Genomic DNA, 18,235 nt, shown 5'->3' on the forward strand with positions numbered 1-18,235 from the left:
ATCGCAGAACCTATATCCCGCACAAACGTCATTTATATTGATTTTTATAAAATAAATTAACCCTCTGAAAGACAAATACTAGATTAGCAATCCTTGGTTACATAGCTATAACAGAACTCTCCAGTTCTTTATATCGGTCTTCGCCATATTTTCTACCATTGAAGTTATTTTCAATTAATTGATAATGAATCTTTTTACTACTTGTGTTTCCACCTGGCTAAGCCTAAGTATTGCATCTCCGTTCCGCTCAAATCGGCCTAACAAATTTTTGGGGATAGCTTATTTAAGCCTAACCACAAACTTTAAAACAAAAATTTAAGCCGACATTTTTTTTTCTTTTGATGCCAAAAGAAAAAAGCCCGTCTGGCCAGGACAAAGAAACAACCCCCGCTTTGCGGGCACCTCTAAATGAATCGGTAGGAATCCCTGGTTACATAGCTGCAACAGAACTCTCCAGTTCTTTATACCAGTCTTCGCCGTATTTTCTGATCAGTGGTCCTTTTAAGAAACTATAAACTGGAACCTTTAACTCCCTCCCGAAAGTACAGGCATCATGACAGATGTGCCAGCGATCGTAATTCAAGACATCAAACTCCGGGTATTTAGTGATGCGGATGGGGTATAAATGACAGGATATTGGCTTTTGCCATGCTACAATACCTTGTTCGTAAGCTTTTTCTATAGCACATTTAGTAATACCATTTTCAAATAGTACATACGCACACTCTTCGTTTTTTTCTACACAAGGAGTAGTTAAATCGCCATCTTCATCAATCACATAAGTACCTTGCTCTTCGATGGCTTTAATTCCTTTTTCATTTAAAAGATGCTTGATTTTCGGATAAATCTCTTCCAGGATAGCCGTCTCATCATGATCTAGTGGCGCACCAGAATCGCCCTCTACACAACAAATCCCTTTACATTTGCTGAGGTTACAAACGAAATTCTCCTTCAAAACATCTTCGTGCACGAGCACCTGTTCAACTTCTATCATCATTATTCTTTTGCCAAAGCATATTTTAAGCCTGCGGCTGATTTTAATTCCATGGTTACAGCCCCTACCAATATCTCTACCTGTGCTTTTACAGGTACGCGATTCCCATCATCTGTTACCCAAAGATACAGGCGACTGTCTTTCTTAAAAATCCGACCTGGCTTAATAGACGGACTAAATTTAAGGCATCGGATATTACCCAACTTACTTTTGATGGTCTCTTTCCCTACATATTCTATTTCTAAAGCAGAAATTTCATCCTGCAGAAAATAGTTAAGTTTAAAAGTATCCCCGATCTTCATTTTAGTCACATCCAAACTCCTGGCGAAGTAATAGGCAGAAACCAAATCGAAAGTCTGCGTAGTAGGCGTGTTAAAGGTACCTCTATTGGAAACTACCTTTTTACCATCCTGATTAAACCTCGCCTTATCCTGTCTTTTATAACTGGCTTCCCTGATGTTTTCCTGATAGAAATAAGGCAACAAATCAGTTTTATCAATATAAGAATCATAACGATCCCTGATCTTGTAGAAAACATCAAAAGTGCCAGAGGTCTGTGCATCGACTGAAATCCTGTACGTGGGCTTATTATCAAACTTAAGATCAGAGTTGGTTACTTTTATGGTAGCTTCTGCTGCCGTAATAAAGCCATATCTAAGCCGGTATTGCAATACCTCGCCCTCCTGAAAAACAGGGTCTTTTTTTAAGGGTAACTGCTGTGAAAAACTCGTCAATGTTAGAAAAACTGCCGAGATGGTGATTAATATTTGTTTCATTTGCTTATTGGTGTCAATGGTGGAGATTCAACATGATAACCCTAAAATTGCAGAATCTTTAGGAAAGATATACAAAAAGCAAACCAATTTAATCTTTTCTTTTGAATACAGGAACTGTTGAACAGGGCTCACCGAACATAATGCTTTTAACTACCGGCGTAAGCAAATTGGTCACTTCTACATAGGCAGATACCGGAATATCAATATCCCCGCAACCTTTTACCACTACGCGCTCATCTGCATATTCTGCAGGATTTATTTTTGATAAGGCTTTGGCAAACATCACCGCTTCCAGCGTATCTAAACCGCCAAATACCACTTCGTTAGCATAAGGCTTAATTCTATTGGCCAGGAGCATATAGGCCCAGGTAGGTACAATGGCATCGGCAGAACAAATAATGGCCACGTTCTGATCTTGATATTGCGCCCAGTTGTGGTCTTTTATAAATGCCCTGAAATCTTTTTCCCTTAACATAAGTCCATGGAAAAGATTGTCCTTGATATCATAAAGAACCCTTTCGCCTTTATGATAAAAGTCTTCCAGATTTAAGGTGATTAATCCGCTATTGGTAACTTTATTAATAATATTTTCCTGAATCTCCATGGCATTGAAATAAAAAAACCGTTCCGACTAAACATCGGAACGGTTACAAAATTACGCAATTTCTAATTAATAGAATTTCACACGATTGTCTTTTATCTTCGCATTATCTTGTAATGCCTGGAAAGCAGATTGTAAAGAACGCTGACCTAAGCTTAATAGCATTCCTTCTTTTTGTTTGAACATATTCGCAATTGGTGCAGGATTAGTGAATCCATCAACCGTGAATACATAAACACCACGATCGCCATCAATTGGAGCAGAAACTTTACCTGGCTGAGAACCAAATACACTACCCACCAATTTATTTTCCTGAGCAATACCTGGAATAATCGGGTTTGCAAAAACTATATTTTGAACTGGATTTACCGTACGGCCAAGTTTTGAAGCAATTTGAGCTAAACCTGCTTTGCCTGCACTGTTAAATTTCTCTTTCAACATTTTAGCTTTCACAGCATTGCGAACCATTGGCTCTATTTCTTTTTTAACTTGCGCTAACGTTAAAGTACCTTTTGGTTTAACATCAGTTAGATGCGCAACAACGTAGGCATTTGTCATGGTATAGATTTCTGGTAAAACATCACCTTGATCTGCCGCATAAGCATCTTGAATTAACTTACGTGGGTTATCTAATCCTGGGGCGAAACCCTGAGTTGGTGCAATCTTATCAGCCACCGCAACTTTAAGTCCTTTTTCTTTTGCATAAGCTGCGAAGTCTTTTCCTTTCACATCGTTTAAGAAGCTACTTGCTGCTTTATAAGCAGTAGCTTGTGTTTTACTACTAGCAGCTAATGCTTTCTCAATGTATGCCAACTTAGCAACTTTAGAAGAACCAATTTGTTTTTCAATTTTGATTACATGTACACCGAACTGTGATTTTACTACTTTAATATCACCAGCCTTTCCTTCAAACACTGCGTTTTCGAATTCAGGAACCATTGCTCCACGAGCGAAAGTACCCAATTCTCCGCCTTTATCTTTAGAACCATCTACACTGTAGGTTTGAGCCAATTGAGCAAAATTACCACCATTCGCAATTAATGCTTTTAGTGAATCTGCTAATTTTACGGCTTTATCTTCACCACCAATTTTAGCCGGATCAATTAGAATATGACTGGCTTTAACTGAATCAGGAGAGAAACGGGTATCTACTACTTTTACTAATTTATAAGAGTTGTTAGATAAAACCGGACCGTAATAACTTCCGGCAGGTAAAGCAAAAACTGCTGAATCTACTGCAGGATCTAATTTACCTTTGGTTAAGTAAGTAAACGGAACTTTAACTTCCGAATTAATAGCTGCAAAAAGAGAATCATTTTTAGCCACTTTAAAATCGGCTGCAATTTTCTCAACCTGTGCTTTCACGGCTGCTGAATCAGCTGCAGTAGGATTAATGCTGAAGGTTACATAATCAAACGAACGATTTTCCTGAGGATTATTAAAACGTGCTTTATTCTGATCATAATATTCAGAATAGTCGCCATCGGTTAATTTTACAGATGCATCCGGAACGCTGGTATAATCTAAACTTACATATTTAAAATTCGCCAGTTTATTGCGGTTGGTATATTCATCTGTAGCCTCTAATGAAGTTACATATACAGAATTGCGAATTAAATTAGAATATTTAGTCTGCAAAGCCTGGTTAGTAATTTCCTGTTGCAACATGGTAGACTGTTGAAGTGCCTGAGGTTCTTTTGATTTTAAAAAGTTCATCAATGTTGCACGGTCTAATTGGCCGGTTTGAGGATTCGCAAAATATTGTTTAATTAATGGGCTAGGGTTTTGACCTTGCAAAAGATCTAACAACTCATCTTCAGAAACAGTAAGACCTAAACGATCATATTCTTTTGTTAACAATACTTTTCCAAGTTCTGCATTCCAGGCTTGATCTACCGCCATTGCAGTCATCTGTGGATTTAGGCTTCCACCGTATTGTTGTTTAAATTGATTTAAGCTTTGATCTACCTTTGGTTGAAAATCATCAATGCTGATGTCATTGCCATCTACAGAACCTACTACCTTTTGGTTTGCTGACCAGAAAGGTTTACCCACGTTAATTGCATCACCTACTAAAAATGCAACAATTGCAAAACCTATAGCGAAGACCAGGATATAGCCCGCACGGTTACGCAAAAATGTCATTAATCCCATATTGTACTTTATAAATTTATTTAGTTTTTTTTAAGAGGGCGCAAGATACAAATTTGCCTTAAAAAAGAAAACACAAAATTTTATTTATCAAGTGTTTAATTTTTAAGCAAATAGAACTACTTAATTAGGGAATGAGAGATGGATAGAATGATAGAATAGCATATAATTTAATCAAATCGAAAACAGTATTCTCTCATTCAAAATTCACTCATTCAAAATTATTATTTACGGCGCAATACCTTCCTGCATATTTAACTGGCCGCTTCCCGTTTCCATCTCATAGGTACTGAAATCCTGAGGGGCTTTGAAGTTAATTCCATCTCCAATGCTGCCATCTACACCTTTAACAAAAACCCTTTGGGTAGAATAGAAGATCTTTTTAGCTTCATCCCATATTAATTCTTCAGAAGAAAAGGTATCGCCCTTATCGTTTTTAACTACAACATTTTTTCTGAATATCGTTTGCTTAATCTCTTCTTTTCTAATGGCATAATCGCACACCAGGTTTCCACTGATTGTGCCGTTGGGGTTGAAGAAATCTATGTTAACTCCCTTGATCATTTCTTCATATCCTGTACCAGTAGAGGGAGTAACTTTATCCATAATAGGCGCTTTACCTTTCGCCTTTACCCTTGCCGAATCACTATAAATGATTTCGACCCCCAAGGTACGGTCTCGGGTAAAAGTTACTTTTTTAGAAGATACTGCATTTGCATTTTTAAGGTCGTCTTCTCCACAAGCTACCAGAAAGAGAGGTAACCCAAGTATCAAACCGTATAAAAATGGTTGTAATTTCATTAATCTACCCTGTATTTACGGAACCAGGTATCGTTAAGTGTAAAGCCAAGATGGAAATTAATGTATTGCTCTTTAACAAGATTGTTTGTTAATGTACCTCTCTGACCAAACTCGGTAGTAAAATTGATTTTATAGAAAGCCGAACCTGCATTCGCAGTAGGAAGCGGGAAGCCAAACCCTAGCGACGCGCCCATTTGCTTAATATCTTGATTTCCTATTTTGATATAGGTCTTATCATAGCTCACACCTAAACGATAATCAATACGTTTCATATAATTGTTGTATGAGGTGTAATCTGGTGTCCATTGTCCACCTAATGATGCACCCCAACTATCCTGTAAGCCAGAGTTCACATTATTAATACTCGTTGCAGCCCACTTGCTCATTCTGAAATCTGCACCAATTAACCATTTATCATTTTGTTGAATGGAGATTCCGAAGTTGTGCGTTAATGGGAGTTTCAAATCAGACTTTCCTGAATTGATCGCATTTAAGGTATCTATAGCAAGATTTTCAGTTCCATCTAAAGCCCTGGTGTATTGTATAGCGAAAGCACTTTGCTCAGAATTGATTTTAGAACCAGAACTTCCGGAGTAACCAAGCGTTAAAAGCGTTTTTGCACCAAGATTAAAATCATACTGAATTCCGTATGAATAGTTTAAGCCACCAACACTATTTTTATTTTGAAGCTTTGCATTAATTGCACCTAAAGCAGTGTATTCAGTTGCTCTGGAGGTTTGTAGATTTCCAAAAATATATTCCACATTACCGCCAATTCTTAAATGATCGCCAAAACGATGACCATAACCGAAATATGCTTTTGATAAACCACCTTCACCTTCGTAAAGCTGATCAACAGATAAAGTATCTATTCTAACACTATTTCTATAGGAATATCCCAAATCTGAATAGGGCAGAATCCCAAAACTTATGGCCGATTTTCTACTCACCGGTACTGCAAAAGCCAGGTGACTAAATGTTGAGTTGAAACTAGACTCTTTTAAACTATTGCGCGATAAGCTGGTTAAACTGGCACTCATCCCAATATCAATAGTGGTTAAAGTGACGCCAGAATACGATGCCGGGTTTTGCATATTGATATAATTAAACCCGGTTACTTTATTCACGGCAGTAGAAATTCCACCCATTGCCCTAAGCTGAGGAAGCAATGAACCCTTTATATTTCCAAGGCCGTATCTTGAATATGGTGATGAAGTGGTAACCTGTGCCTGAGCACCTAAACCACAAACTAGAACGAGTATGGCTGCAATATAATTTATTCTTTTGTACATTTTAATCTGCAATAGCTTCATTTAATCCTTTTAATACTAAGTAGGGATCTTTTATAATTTGAGGGGCAAAGATGCTGTTTTGTAATTGCTTATACAAAAAATTAGCATCGCCACCCGTTATAATCACCTTTAAAGCACTTTCTTTTATATTGTTTAAGGCTATATAACCTTCAATTTCATTGATTATCCCCTGCAATACACCATTCTTTATTGCAGAAATAGTATCCAAACCTTCAGGAATTTCTTCATTCGCATCCCAATCAACCAGGGGCAGTCTTCCGGTATATTCATGCACAGCTTTAAAACGCATTTTTATCCCCGGGCTGATACTTCCCCCAAAATACTCATTTTTTCCGGTCAACAAATCATAAGTGATACAGGTTCCTGCATCTACAACCAAGCAAGCTGATCCGCCAAATAAACCATTTGCCCCCAAAATTGCGGCCCATCTATCCAGTCCTAATGTATTTGGCGTCTGGTATCGATTCTTCACACCATTGGTTAATGAAGTTGTAAATCGGGTATAATTGGTACGTTTTTTTAAAAATTCCGCTAATGGTGCGATTTCCTGATTTACACTACTGATGATCGCTTTTTTAGGCGAAAACTTATCGATCAAATGCGCCAGATCAATAATACCTATCTTAAGCAAGCGAAGATGATGAATCATTTCACGATCAGCAAAAACAGCAATTTTCGCTGATGAGTTTCCAATATCAATAGTTAATCTATGCATTTAAGACGCTAATTATGCGATTATTATCTGATATGAAACCATGCCCTTATCCAACAGATTAAAACCTAAAACAGCCTTAATGCGAAACTTCATGCCACAAAGCTATTAATCTTTGTCAAGTTTTGTTCTAGTTTTTTGTTAAAAAAGGTTAAACAAAAAGAAAATATTGTACCGACAGGACAAATAAAACGAACAATGTTTCATAGAACCACCGCACCTTCGCATTACTAAAATAATAGGCCAGTAATACTGCACCCGGAGGTACACAAAGTAAAAAATGCCAGGTACGAAAGTTGGGTTTTAGATAAAAACTAGCTCCTGCAACGATAAACATAAAAAATAACAGCTGAAATCCTTTTCGGGTACTGATAAAGCTCCTGAAAAAGTTCTCACGAAGCTGCAATGATGCCAGGATAATAATCACTGTTACAGGTATTAAAACCAAATAATCATTGTAATTTATTTTAAATACAGATGGAAACTTACTCCCCAGCGGTCGCCAGATCTGGTAAAAGGAAACGATATTATCATTCCAATAGTAGAATACAGCCAAAAAGAAGAAGATCGTGATAAAGCCCACTATTCCGGCTATCCACTCCCGCCAATTAAATGACCTGAAAAGCAAAAGTGCTAAAAAGATCATCAATAACATGGACATAAATGGAAAGTAAATAAGCGTTCCCACTCCAATAATCATCCCGATATCGAAAACAGTGGTGATGGAATTTGCGCTTTTATTTAGTTTGAGAAATTTATCAATTATCCAAATAAGTAGAATGTTGGTAATTAATGCCGGGTTTAAAACCATAAATGGCATAAACAAACTAGTTCCGGTAACATACATCAAGCCAGGCAAAAAGTTGGGCTTCGCCAGTAAATTATGATTATTAATTACGCGATTAAATATTAATGCCTGAATAAAAACGAGTGTGCCTGCAAAAAAAATATTGGTGGCTGGAGACAGTGCATCATCCAAATCCACGTTAATCAACAACCTGGCAAAAGGCTCTAGAAAATCAAAATTTAACTGACTCGGCAACTCATAAAATATGGCAATACGCATAAAGAATGTGTAAGCCAACAACAAAATGAGGTTAATAGGATTTAGCTTTCTAAACTGATTAATCATGCCTTTTCAAAGAGCAAGCAAAGTAAAGATAAAAAGCTGAAAGCTGAAAGGATTAAGCTTAAACTCTGGCGTATTTTTTCACCATATCATCAATGATTTGTGCTGTTTCATCTGGAAAATCAAATTCATGCTTTTGAGCGTTTGCCACCCAATCTTTTATAATTGGCAGCCAGTTATTTGTACTTCCCCAGATAACAGGTAAACCAAACTGCTTTAAAGCATAGGCATTACACTGCTGTTCGAACTGAAAACGCATGGGGGCAACGAGTAATTTTTTCTTTAGATAAAGCGCTTCTGACGGGCCTTCAAAACCACCGCCTGTAAATAAGCCTTCGCAAGTAGCTAAACTTTTATTAAATTTTTCATTGTTTACAGGCTCAACAGATACATTTCCTTCCTGATAAGGTTCACTAGCATGTTTGGAAAACACCTGCCATTTTACTTCCGGTATCTGCATAAAAAGTTTTACTAATCTTTTATCATCCACCGCTGGTAAGTAAACCGTATAATGCCCCAAATTTTCAGTCTTCATCGCCCTGATTTCAGATCTGATTACAGGCGTATGAATAAAACTATCGTAACGATCAAAATGAAAACCGATGTGATACTTTGTTGGTGCATAACGACTTAAAATAAGCTTACCCCAGTCTAGTGTTTTTGGACGAGGTACCTTTTTAGATTTGAATGCTGCCTGATGACTCAATGAGATACACTCTATACCCTGAAGTTTGCAAGCCCATGCACTTACTGGCTCAAAGTCATTCACAATCAGGTTATAATCCTTTAGCGGCAACTGCTTCATATCCTTTCTGAAACGGAATAAATTCATGTTCAACCAGGTTTTAAAATGGTCTACTCCGCCTTTTTTCCCAAAAATAAAGCTGAAACCATGCAGCTGATATTTAACTGGCTGACTTAGTTTCACATCAGCCTGGGTTCCGCTAACGAGAATATCCAGTTCACCATATTTCTGAAGTAAAGGAATAATCTCCCTTGCCCTGCTAATGTGTCCGTTTCCTGTTCCCTGTATCGCGTATAGTATCTTCATTTAATCCCGAATATCTCAAAATTATTGAGCAATTTCATATTTTATACTTTGTAAAAGAATATTTATATCCAATTTGCTCTTCAAATCCTCATTATCAGAAAGGATTCCTTCATCTGTTTGATCCTTCATAAAATCTTTGTGATCATATTTGAAGACGGTCCAGTTTTGATCTTGATATTCAAGTGCAGTTAAGCTTTCAACCCAGTCACCACTATTCAGGTAAGTTACTTCCCCATTTTCCATGGAGATTTCCCTTTGTTCTGCCTGGTGAATGTGGCCACAAACCACATATTGATATCCTTTTTCGATTGCCAGTTCTGCTGCGGTCTGCTCAAAACTATTAATAAACTTTACGGCATCTTTAAACCGGGCTTTTATCTTTTTAGAAAAACTCATCTTCTCTCTTCCGAATGCGGTAAGTACCCAATTAACGAAGCTATTGATGAGGATAAGGGTATCATAACCCACGGCACCCATTTTTGCCAGCCATTTGGAGTGCTGCATAGTAACATCGAAAACGTCACCATGAAAAAACCAGGCCTTCTTGCCATCCAATTCCATAATTAATTTATTCTGGAGATGAAATGTACCCATTTCCATGCCATCGAATTTACGAAGCATCTCATCATGGTTCCCGGTAAGATAATGAACCTGCACTCCTTCGGAAACAAACTTCATCAGTTTACGAATAACCTTCATGTGCGATTCAGGCCAATAGCTTTTGCTAAACTGCCAGATATCTATAATGTCACCATTCAAAATTAATGTTTTAGGCTTAATGCTTTTTAAATACTTTAAAAGCTCTTTGGCATGGCAACCATAGGTACCCAAATGTACATCGGAAATCACGACTACATCAATATTTCTTTTATCCATAAATAAAATTTAGGGGGAACGAATTTAGTACCGCTTCAGAAAAGCAGTTTAGATTTAAAAAGGATTTGCTACCAATCTTCTTCCTCATCGAGTTTCACCTCAAATGGGCTGAAAAAATAAAGTACAATAATTAGCAGGCATATGGCAAAAAGTGATTCTAACATATCATCTATTTTAACATTATAAAGATAAGATGCTGTTTATCAAACAAATGTTACGCCATTGTTAAATTATTCTTCACATTGATAAATAATGTTAAAATGATTCTTAAAGGATATTGTTTAAAGATAAGACTGATAACATTGATCTAATAATTACCCAACTGCTCTTGTATAGATCTTTGGAAAAGAGTTTCCTCCCATATTTTAGAAAATTATTGATAGATCAACTCTGGACTGCGGGGAATACTGACTAAAGACTCCAAACTAAAATTCCGTGCTTTCTGTGTTTCCGTGGCAAAAAAAACAATCCTTGAAATAAAAAACCCCGTAAGATCAAAATCCTACGGGGTGTAAATCTATTAAAGAAAGAACTACACTTTCACTCCATTTTTTTCTTTCTGTTTTCTGTGTAAATCCCGAATCCTAAGGCTATCACTAAAATGATCGATCCAGCCAGAGAAATATTCTCACCAGCATAATATGATGTTGGATGGAAAATAAACTCAAGTTTGTGGTTACCTGCTTCCAATTTTGCAGCACGTAATACGTAATCTGCACGGAAATAGGGTTTCTCAACACCATCGATGTACATTTTCCAGCCTTTGTTATAGTAAATCTCAGAGAAAACAGCCACTACTTCCTTAGCAGTAGAGTATTCGTAAGTTAAATGATCAGGTTTATAGTCAGTTAATTTGATGAAACCTTCTTGTCCAGTACCTAAAATTTTGCTGTCTACTAATGCTTTATAGCTTTCATCTACAATGGCTTCTTTCTTAGCATCGAAACTGCTGATGGCTTTCATTTCCTCATCAGAGTTTTTAACAAACTGAATGCTTTCCACAAACCAGGCATTACCTGCCGCAGTAGGATTACGTTGCATTTTATAAGACCCATTTTGAGGATCCTGGGTAATGATATATTTAGTATTCAACATATCCAATACATCCTGATTGATGCTTTTGGTTAATTGATGATCAACCAACTCCTGGAAACGCTTCAACCTTGCCGAGTGGAAACCACCAACCGTTTTGTGGAAATACGATGTTTCAGCACTTTTGAACGGATCGCCGAGCGATAAATCGAAAACCCTAAAATTTGGATCTTTATCTGCAGAAATAAAATTATCTACATCCCTGGCTTGATAGTGATTTGCAAGATCTGATTTGCTTACGAAATTCTGGCTATTAAGGTAACGACGGTCAACCTGCCATAAATCTACTAAAATGAACAGAGCCAATAAGCCAAAGGCCAATTGCATATTCATTTTTTTAGTGATGAAAGCCCAGGTTAAACCGAATCCAATCGCAATGAATAATAAAGTACGCAATGCATCAGCACGGGCAAGTGCCACACGATCAGCAACAACTCCGTTAATGATTTCCATTGCCGCGCCTCTATTATTTTGCAGCGTTTGTGTTAGCGCATCCAAAACCTGAGATTGATTTGCTTGCGTAAAGCTGAAGAATGCAGTTGGCATAACCGCAATAATTAAAGATAAGCCACCTGTAATCCCTGCCGACCAGGTTAATCTCTGCACTAAATATTTTTGATCGTATTTGCCTTCTTGCGCTTCCTTGATGGCTAAAATCGCCAATAATGGAACAAGTAAACCTACAACTGCTAGGATTGATTCAACTGCTCTGAATTTGTTATACATGGGTAGGTAATCAAAAAAGATATCAGAGATTAATGGAAAGTTTTGCCCGAATGAAAGAAACAACAACAAAATACTACTTCCCAAAATCCACCATTTCCAACGGTGTTGAACGATGAATAAACCGAATACAAAAAGCAGGCAAATAATCACTCCAAAATAGTAGGGGCCGGAGGTACCGGGTTTGTTTCCCCAATATTGATTTGTATTTAAATTTTGAGCAACATAGCCAATTACCTGTCTGGGGTCAACACCTTGAAGATTCTTTTCTACAGCCTTATAAGTATTGCTTTCCGGCTTGATCATTTCATCAATACTGCTGGCGCCACCATATAAATTAGGGATTAGGAAAGTGAAACTTTCTCCAACACCCTGGCTCCATTGGTAAGCATATTCCTTATCCAAACCATTTGCAGGCTCTGACTTATCTGTCGTTAAGTTAGATTTTCCACGGATGGTTTCTTTTCCATACTCATAGGTTGTCCACAAAGTACCTGCATTTACCAAAACAGCCAATACTATTCCTGCTGAAATAAAACCGAGTGATTTACCATAACCAGCTAACTGTTTATCTTTATAGGCATGATAGAGTTCGATACAAGCTAAAATGAATAATGCTATAAAAAGATAATAAGTCATTTGGATGTGATTGGAACGAATTTCTAAAGCCATAAATAAGGCTAATAGACTTCCTCCAACCAGATATCGCCCTCGTAGAGTTAAAATGATAGCTGCTAAAATTGGTGCAAAAAACCCGATGGCTAATGCCTTATTGCTATGTCCCGCAGCGATAATGATAAAGTTGTACGAAGTAAACGCGAAAGCTATCGCGCCAGCTGCAGCAAGCCATGGATTGATTTTGAGCACACAAAAAAGAAGATAAGCCCCTAACAAATATAGAATTACTGTGCCAACCGGATCAGGAAATACACCTTTTATTAAATCGATACCATATGTAGTAATATTTGAAGGATACTGAACCCAGATTTGATAGGCTGGCATTCCGCCGAACATTTGGTTTGTCCATAGCGGGCCTTTACCAGTTGCTTCTTTTACATCCATAATTTCTTTTTGCATGGCTTTCGCCTGCAAAACATCGCCCTGCTGTGGTGCTTTACCCTGCAAAACAGGACTGAAGTAGGCAAAAGTAATGACTACAAAAATTGCTATAATGGCTAAATGGATGCCATTTTTATTAAACCAGTTATTCATTAAGGTTTGTTTAAGTTTAAACGAACGTCAAAAATAAAAAATTGGGCGGTATAAAAAAGGAATAAATTAAATGTGAGTAGAATAAAAAATTAATTTTGAAGATCGAAACTTCAATTTAACCTGTTTATTATGAAAAAGTTTGTGCTTAGTTTTATATTATTTATTGCGTATTCGGTTACGGAAGCTCAAATTGTCAGCTTAAATGCTGGAGAAATCAAAGCTTTGAAAGCGATGACCTTAAATGAGCCTGCTACAAAAAAAGCCTATTTGAGCTTCCAAAAATCTACTGCTGTCTATTTAACTGATCTTCCAAACCCTATTGATACCATAAGAACTGAAGGTTTACTTAAAGGAGATCTTCGAAAGGAAAAAACAAAACTTGCACTGGCAGACATGAATAAAATGTTTGCATTGGCGCTGTCCTATAGATTAACCGATGACCAGAAATATCTAAATAAATGCGTAGTATTTTTAAATGCCTGGGCAAAAACCAATCATTCAAAAGGTGATCCAATAGATGATACCAATTTGGATAAAGCAATTGAAGCCTATGATCTTATTAAGACCAAAATTCCGGCTCAGGAGAAAAAAGTAATAGACAAATGGCTAATGGAAACTGCCCGGGCAGAAATTAACAGTAAGCGCATGAAACCTGGTAAAGCCACCGCCATTAATAACTGGAATGCACACCGGTTAAAAGAAGTTGGAGAAATTGGTTACGTTTTAAATAACCCTGAATTTATCACCTGGGCTATTGATAATTTAAAAAGCCACATCAACATTAATTTAAATGCCGATGGAACGAGTCTGGATTTTAAGCAAAGGGATGCCTTACATTATCATCTTTATGATTTAGAACCATTACTCAAGCTTGCCATCATAATCAATCGAGGAAAAGGCGAGAATTTCTATACCTACGAATCTCCAAAAGGGTCTTCGATCAGAAAGTCTATAGAATGGCTTTTACCGTATGTAACAGGAGTAAAGCAACATGAGGAATATGTAAATACAACAGTAAAGTTCGACCGTGACCGGGCTAAGAATAATGAGACAGGTTTTGCGCCAGGAACGATGTTTGAACCAAAACTCGCCGTTCCGATTTTAAAACTGGCAGTGTACTTTGACTCATCGTTAGCCGAAACTTTAGAAAAATTTCAAGATAATACGAACATACAAACCATCGCTGATAGAATAAAGCATAAAAAATAGCTTAGTAAAGATTCATTAATCTGGCATAAAAAACAAAATAAATAAACTTTCAATAATTTTTGAAAGTTTAAAAATTTAATTATATTTGTTCATGGAATTAGCAGCAGCAAAGTTGAAATTTATTGAGGCCTGGGGCAAATTAGGTTCCGAATGGGGAATTAACCGAACCATGGCGCAAGTGCATGCTTTATTACTGATCTCACCCGAAGCATTAACCACAGAGGAAATTATGGAGAATTTGAGTATCTCCAGAGGAAATGCGAACATGACCCTGAGAGATTTAATTGGTTGGGGTTTGATCGAAAAGCAACACAAAGCAGGTGAACGCAAGGAATATTTTTTTGCAGATAAAGATGTATGGAACATTGCCCGCCAGGTGGCTAAAGAACGTAAAAAAAGAGAACTGGAACCCGTGCTGAAAGTTTTAAATGAATTATCTGCAGTTACCGGTAATGAGAAAGACCCTGAACTGATTACCTTTAAGAAATCTGTTGCAGATATTAATAAGCTTGCCGGAAACGTAGATAAAACACTTGAAACAATGTTGAAAGCAGAAGAAAGTTGGTTTTGGGGATCCGTCTTGAAAGTTTTTAAGTAAAGTATTAAGATTTCAGTAGCAAGTATCAAGATAGATAACCGACTAACACCAAAAACCCTAAGCCCTATACCTTTATATGGCTTTATTTTTTAATCCAAACTTTCATTTATTACTGAAAGTTTAAATATTAAAAGAAATGAAAACACTTCAAAACCATGTAATTCTATTTGATGAAGAATGCCCGATGTGTGAGGTCTACACCAAAGCATTTGTTCAAACCAGTATGTTACCAGCTAATGGACGAGTGTCTTATCAAAAGGTACCTGCAGAAATTTGTCCGTTGATAGACCGGCAACGTGCAGCGAACGAAATTGCGTTGGTAAATACCGAAAGTGGTGAAGTGACCTATGGCATAGCAAGTCTTTTTAAAGTGATTGGAAATTCAATGCCAGCCTTCAGGCCGCTATTTGCCTTTAAGCCATTTCTTTATATAATGGCTAAACTTTACGCCTTTATATCTTACAACCGGAAAGTAATTATCCCGGCTGCGGCAAAGACAAACAGCATTCAACCAACCTTTAAGGCCATTTACCGCATGGCATACCTTTTACTTACCTGGTTAGGTACATCTTATATTCTCACCGTTTATGCACATTTGCTAACTGAATATGTGCCATTAGGTGGAGCATACAGGGAGTATTTTATTTGTGGCGGTCAGATGATCTTTCAAGGAATAATAATCTATTACTACAAAAGGGAAAAACTCTGGGATTATCTGGGAAACATGATGACGATCTCATTTGCAGGATCAATTTTACTTACCTTGGGATTGATTTTAGATCAGATTGTTCATCTTCATCCAGTTATATATATTCTTTACTTCTTAATGGTGGCAGGACTCATGTTTTTGGAGCATATACGCAGGAGTAGATTGTTACAACTGGGTTGGTTGATGACCATCACCTGGGTTATTTATCGCCTGTTCGTTTTAGGGTTAATCTTTAGCATTTAAAAATCATGACCTATCAAAAAATTATTTTAGCTGGCGGTAATGGATATCTGGGCAGCTTATTAGCAAAGCATTTTAGTAATGAGGCGGAACAGGTGATTATATTAGCCAGAAAACCGAGAGCTCAGAATGGAAACATCAAAACTATTGTTTGGGATGGAAAAACTGCAGATAAATGGGTTAGCGAAATGGAAAATGCAGATTTGCTCGTTAACCTATGTGGTAAGAACGTAAACTGCCGTTATACCCCGAAAAACCAGAAAGAGATTATTGATTCAAGAGTTGTACCAACCCGTTTACTTGGGGAAGTAATTAAAGGCTTAACCATTCCACCAAAACTTTGGATCAATATTACATCTGCTACCATTTACCGCCATGCCGAAGATCATGCTCAGGATGAATATACTGGCGAAATTGGATATGGCTTTTCAATAGATGTTTGTAAAGCATGGGAAAACAGCTTTTTTGAGAATGAATTACCTCAAACCAGAATGGTTGCCTTAAGAATGGGCATTGTATTGGGTAGGGCCGATGGTGCTTTTCCAAGGCTATTGAACCTGGTGAAGTTCGGATTGGGTGGGAGACAGGGCGATGGAAAACAGTATGTAAACTGGGTACATGAGCAAGATGCAATCCATACCATCGAATGGCTGTTCAATCACCTAGAAATAAATGGGATAGTAAATTGTACAGCACCAAATGCGGTTACCAATGAAGTACTGATGCAAACCATCAGAAAGGCTTACGGAATCCCATTTGGCCTACCTACTCCTGCTTGGTTACTAGCCATTGGTGCAAAAATCATCGGTACCGAAACTGAACTGATTTTAAAAAGCAGATGGGTTAAGCCTGCAGTCTTGCTGGATAATGGATTTGAATTCCAATATGGCAAAATAGATGAAGCAGTACATGATATCTTAAGCTTAAGGATTTAAAAGATGGCGATAATATTACTCAAAACATTAATTAACGCACCAATAGGCAAGTGCTTTGATTTGGCCAGGAGTATTGATCTGCACCTGCAATCCATGCAATTCTCTAAGGAAGAAGCCATTGCGGGCAGGCAATCAGGGTTAATTAATTTGAGTGAAACCGTAACCTGGAAAGCCAGTCACTTCAAAATTTATTTTACGATGAAGATAAAAATAACAGAGATGGGATATCCACAGCTTTTTGTAGATGAAATGGTTAGCGGTCCATTTAAAAAACTTCACCATCAACACCTGTTTAAATCTTTAGATACAAAAACAGAGATGACTGATATTTTTGAGTTTGTTGCTCCGGCAGGTCTATTAGGTAAATTGGTAACCTGGTTAATTCTAAAAAGATATATGAGAAAGTTGTTATTTGAACGCAACCAGATGATTAAAATGGAAGCAGAAAAGTACTAAACGAAAAACCCTGAGACATTGCTCAGGGTTTTTTTATTTTTTTACTTCTTCATAGTCTACAAAATCACCAAGCTTATCAGTTTTACCTGTTTGTTTGGGTGGCATATAATCTATGGATATTGAACCTTCTGGTTCTGGTTTTGATCGCCTCTGCTGTTGTTGTGTCTGCCCGCTTGCCTGCTGTTGCATTTTGCTCGCCAGGTTACTAAATAGCATAGGAAGTATTAGTCGGATCAGCATTCTGATGAGCCAAAGCACTAATATTGCTATGAAAATGAATTTTATTATTGCCATTCTTTAAGTACTGTTGTTACAAATATAGACTTATGAGCATTTATTTTGTTACTTTTTACGCCTTTGATTGCATTCTGATTACAAATAATTAACGTAAGTATGCAAGATATAGTTTTAATCTTCTACAATTTCGGCTACCCGGCCAACCTGACCATCATCCAATCTCACCTTTATTCCACGAGAGTGAAAGGCAGAAGAAGTAAGTAAATCCTTCACTACACCATACGTAATATTCCCAGATCGCTGATCTTTCTTTAAAATAATCCCTACTTCTAAGCCTGCATAAATATCTTTTCTGTTTTGCCCGTTCATTGTATTATAATTGTGTTTGGCAAATTTCTACATTTTGCCAGGAATTGGAAG

Annotated in this window: 18 protein-coding genes; 5 read left to right on the plus strand and 13 right to left on the minus strand. The window is 37.2% G+C overall.

Annotated elements, in window-relative coordinates:
• Positions 1-430: 430 nt before the first annotated feature.
• The 11 genes from ACN1CD_RS00310 to ACN1CD_RS00360 form a co-directional block, all read right to left on the minus strand.
• Positions 431-994 carry a DUF3109 family protein gene (locus ACN1CD_RS00310; RefSeq protein WP_419128954.1) on the minus strand — a complete coding sequence of 188 codons (564 nt, stop codon included), beginning with the start codon at positions 992-994 and terminating at the stop codon, positions 431-433.
• Between the two features lie 2 nt (positions 995-996).
• Positions 997-1,770, minus strand: coding sequence for a DUF3108 domain-containing protein (locus tag ACN1CD_RS00315; protein ID WP_419128249.1), 774 nt, complete (start codon positions 1,768-1,770; stop codon positions 997-999).
• 88 nt (positions 1,771-1,858) lie between these two features.
• Complete coding sequence (locus tag ACN1CD_RS00320) at positions 1,859-2,374, minus strand: DUF2480 family protein (protein WP_419128250.1); 516 nt, start codon at positions 2,372-2,374, stop codon at positions 1,859-1,861.
• Positions 2,375-2,440: 66 nt separating this feature from the next.
• Complete coding sequence (locus tag ACN1CD_RS00325) at positions 2,441-4,525, minus strand: peptidylprolyl isomerase (RefSeq protein ID WP_419128251.1); 2,085 nt, start codon at positions 4,523-4,525, stop codon at positions 2,441-2,443.
• 225 nt (positions 4,526-4,750) lie between these two features.
• Positions 4,751-5,323, minus strand: a complete 573-nt coding sequence (locus tag ACN1CD_RS00330; RefSeq protein WP_419128252.1) for a hypothetical protein — start codon at positions 5,321-5,323, stop codon at positions 4,751-4,753.
• Positions 5,323-6,615, minus strand: a complete 1,293-nt coding sequence (locus tag ACN1CD_RS00335) for a hypothetical protein (protein ID WP_419128253.1) — start codon at positions 6,613-6,615, stop codon at positions 5,323-5,325. Before ACN1CD_RS00335 ends, ACN1CD_RS00330 begins: the two co-directional genes overlap by 1 nt.
• Before the next feature lies 1 nt (position 6,616).
• On the minus strand, positions 6,617-7,351 hold the full coding sequence (locus ACN1CD_RS00340) for a type III pantothenate kinase (RefSeq protein ID WP_419128254.1): 735 nt from the start codon (positions 7,349-7,351) through the stop codon (positions 6,617-6,619).
• Between the two features lie 148 nt (positions 7,352-7,499).
• Positions 7,500-8,480, minus strand: a complete 981-nt coding sequence (locus ACN1CD_RS00345; RefSeq protein ID WP_419128255.1) for a DUF6427 family protein — start codon at positions 8,478-8,480, stop codon at positions 7,500-7,502.
• 58 nt (positions 8,481-8,538) lie between these two features.
• Positions 8,539-9,528 (minus strand): glycosyltransferase family protein, encoded by a 990-nt coding sequence (locus ACN1CD_RS00350; RefSeq protein ID WP_419128256.1) that lies wholly within the window; start codon positions 9,526-9,528, stop codon positions 8,539-8,541.
• Between the two features lie 21 nt (positions 9,529-9,549).
• A complete protein-coding gene (locus ACN1CD_RS00355; RefSeq protein WP_419128257.1) occupies positions 9,550-10,404 on the minus strand; it encodes a UDP-2,3-diacylglucosamine diphosphatase in 855 nt (284 codons plus the stop codon).
• Positions 10,405-10,944: 540 nt separating this feature from the next.
• Entirely contained in the window at positions 10,945-13,431 is a 2,487-nt protein-coding gene (locus ACN1CD_RS00360; protein WP_419128258.1) for a YfhO family protein, read from the minus strand.
• 129 nt (positions 13,432-13,560) lie between these two features.
• On the opposite strand from ACN1CD_RS00360, the gene ACN1CD_RS00365 reads away from it, so the two are divergent.
• From ACN1CD_RS00365 to ACN1CD_RS00385, 5 genes are all read left to right on the plus strand, one after another.
• On the plus strand, positions 13,561-14,640 hold the full coding sequence (locus ACN1CD_RS00365) for an alginate lyase family protein (RefSeq protein WP_419128259.1): 1,080 nt from the start codon (positions 13,561-13,563) through the stop codon (positions 14,638-14,640).
• Between the two features lie 91 nt (positions 14,641-14,731).
• Positions 14,732-15,238 carry a GbsR/MarR family transcriptional regulator gene (locus ACN1CD_RS00370; protein ID WP_088301060.1) on the plus strand — a complete coding sequence of 169 codons (507 nt, stop codon included), beginning with the start codon at positions 14,732-14,734 and terminating at the stop codon, positions 15,236-15,238.
• 136 nt (positions 15,239-15,374) lie between these two features.
• Positions 15,375-16,190 (plus strand): DUF393 domain-containing protein, encoded by an 816-nt coding sequence (locus tag ACN1CD_RS00375; RefSeq protein ID WP_419128260.1) that lies wholly within the window; start codon positions 15,375-15,377, stop codon positions 16,188-16,190.
• A gap of 5 nt (positions 16,191-16,195) precedes the next feature.
• Complete coding sequence (locus ACN1CD_RS00380; protein ID WP_419128261.1) at positions 16,196-17,122, plus strand: TIGR01777 family oxidoreductase; 927 nt, start codon at positions 16,196-16,198, stop codon at positions 17,120-17,122.
• 3 nt (positions 17,123-17,125) lie between these two features.
• A complete protein-coding gene (locus tag ACN1CD_RS00385) occupies positions 17,126-17,578 on the plus strand; it encodes an SRPBCC family protein (RefSeq protein ID WP_419128262.1) in 453 nt (150 codons plus the stop codon).
• A 33-nt stretch (positions 17,579-17,611) separates the two neighbouring features.
• On the opposite strand, the gene ACN1CD_RS00390 is transcribed toward ACN1CD_RS00385, so the two are convergent.
• Both ACN1CD_RS00390 and ACN1CD_RS00395 read right to left on the minus strand, forming a co-directional pair.
• Complete coding sequence (locus tag ACN1CD_RS00390) at positions 17,612-17,872, minus strand: DUF4834 family protein (protein ID WP_419128263.1); 261 nt, start codon at positions 17,870-17,872, stop codon at positions 17,612-17,614.
• A gap of 114 nt (positions 17,873-17,986) precedes the next feature.
• Positions 17,987-18,184, minus strand: coding sequence for a YwbE family protein (locus tag ACN1CD_RS00395; protein WP_419128264.1), 198 nt, complete (start codon positions 18,182-18,184; stop codon positions 17,987-17,989).
• Between the last annotated feature and the right edge of the window lie 51 nt (positions 18,185-18,235).

Origin of the sequence: Pedobacter sp. N23S346 (genome assembly GCF_048515415.1) — a bacterium.
Taxonomy (GTDB): domain Bacteria; phylum Bacteroidota; class Bacteroidia; order Sphingobacteriales; family Sphingobacteriaceae; genus Pedobacter.

Bases quoted from the DNA above. Each gene is read 5' to 3' on its own strand.
- ACN1CD_RS00310 (WP_419128954.1), bottom strand. From the start codon at position 994: ATGATAGAAGTTGAACAGGTGCTCGTGCACGAAGATGTTTTGAAGGAG.
- ACN1CD_RS00315 (WP_419128249.1), bottom strand. From the start codon at position 1,770: ATGAAACAAATATTAATCACCATCTCGGCAGTTTTTCTAACATTGACG.
- ACN1CD_RS00320 (WP_419128250.1), bottom strand. From the start codon at position 2,374: ATGGAGATTCAGGAAAATATTATTAATAAAGTTACCAATAGCGGATTA.
- ACN1CD_RS00325 (WP_419128251.1), bottom strand. From the start codon at position 4,525: ATGGGATTAATGACATTTTTGCGTAACCGTGCGGGCTATATCCTGGTC.
- ACN1CD_RS00330 (WP_419128252.1), bottom strand. From the start codon at position 5,323: ATGAAATTACAACCATTTTTATACGGTTTGATACTTGGGTTACCTCTC.
- ACN1CD_RS00335 (WP_419128253.1), bottom strand. From the start codon at position 6,615: ATGTACAAAAGAATAAATTATATTGCAGCCATACTCGTTCTAGTTTGT.
- ACN1CD_RS00340 (WP_419128254.1), bottom strand. From the start codon at position 7,351: ATGCATAGATTAACTATTGATATTGGAAACTCATCAGCGAAAATTGCT.
- ACN1CD_RS00345 (WP_419128255.1), bottom strand. From the start codon at position 8,480: ATGATTAATCAGTTTAGAAAGCTAAATCCTATTAACCTCATTTTGTTG.
- ACN1CD_RS00350 (WP_419128256.1), bottom strand. From the start codon at position 9,528: ATGAAGATACTATACGCGATACAGGGAACAGGAAACGGACACATTAGC.
- ACN1CD_RS00355 (WP_419128257.1), bottom strand. From the start codon at position 10,404: ATGGATAAAAGAAATATTGATGTAGTCGTGATTTCCGATGTACATTTG.
- ACN1CD_RS00360 (WP_419128258.1), bottom strand. From the start codon at position 13,431: ATGAATAACTGGTTTAATAAAAATGGCATCCATTTAGCCATTATAGCA.
- ACN1CD_RS00365 (WP_419128259.1), top strand. From the start codon at position 13,561: ATGAAAAAGTTTGTGCTTAGTTTTATATTATTTATTGCGTATTCGGTT.
- ACN1CD_RS00370 (WP_088301060.1), top strand. From the start codon at position 14,732: ATGGAATTAGCAGCAGCAAAGTTGAAATTTATTGAGGCCTGGGGCAAA.
- ACN1CD_RS00375 (WP_419128260.1), top strand. From the start codon at position 15,375: ATGAAAACACTTCAAAACCATGTAATTCTATTTGATGAAGAATGCCCG.
- ACN1CD_RS00380 (WP_419128261.1), top strand. From the start codon at position 16,196: ATGACCTATCAAAAAATTATTTTAGCTGGCGGTAATGGATATCTGGGC.
- ACN1CD_RS00385 (WP_419128262.1), top strand. From the start codon at position 17,126: ATGGCGATAATATTACTCAAAACATTAATTAACGCACCAATAGGCAAG.
- ACN1CD_RS00390 (WP_419128263.1), bottom strand. From the start codon at position 17,872: ATGGCAATAATAAAATTCATTTTCATAGCAATATTAGTGCTTTGGCTC.
- ACN1CD_RS00395 (WP_419128264.1), bottom strand. From the start codon at position 18,184: ATGAACGGGCAAAACAGAAAAGATATTTATGCAGGCTTAGAAGTAGGG.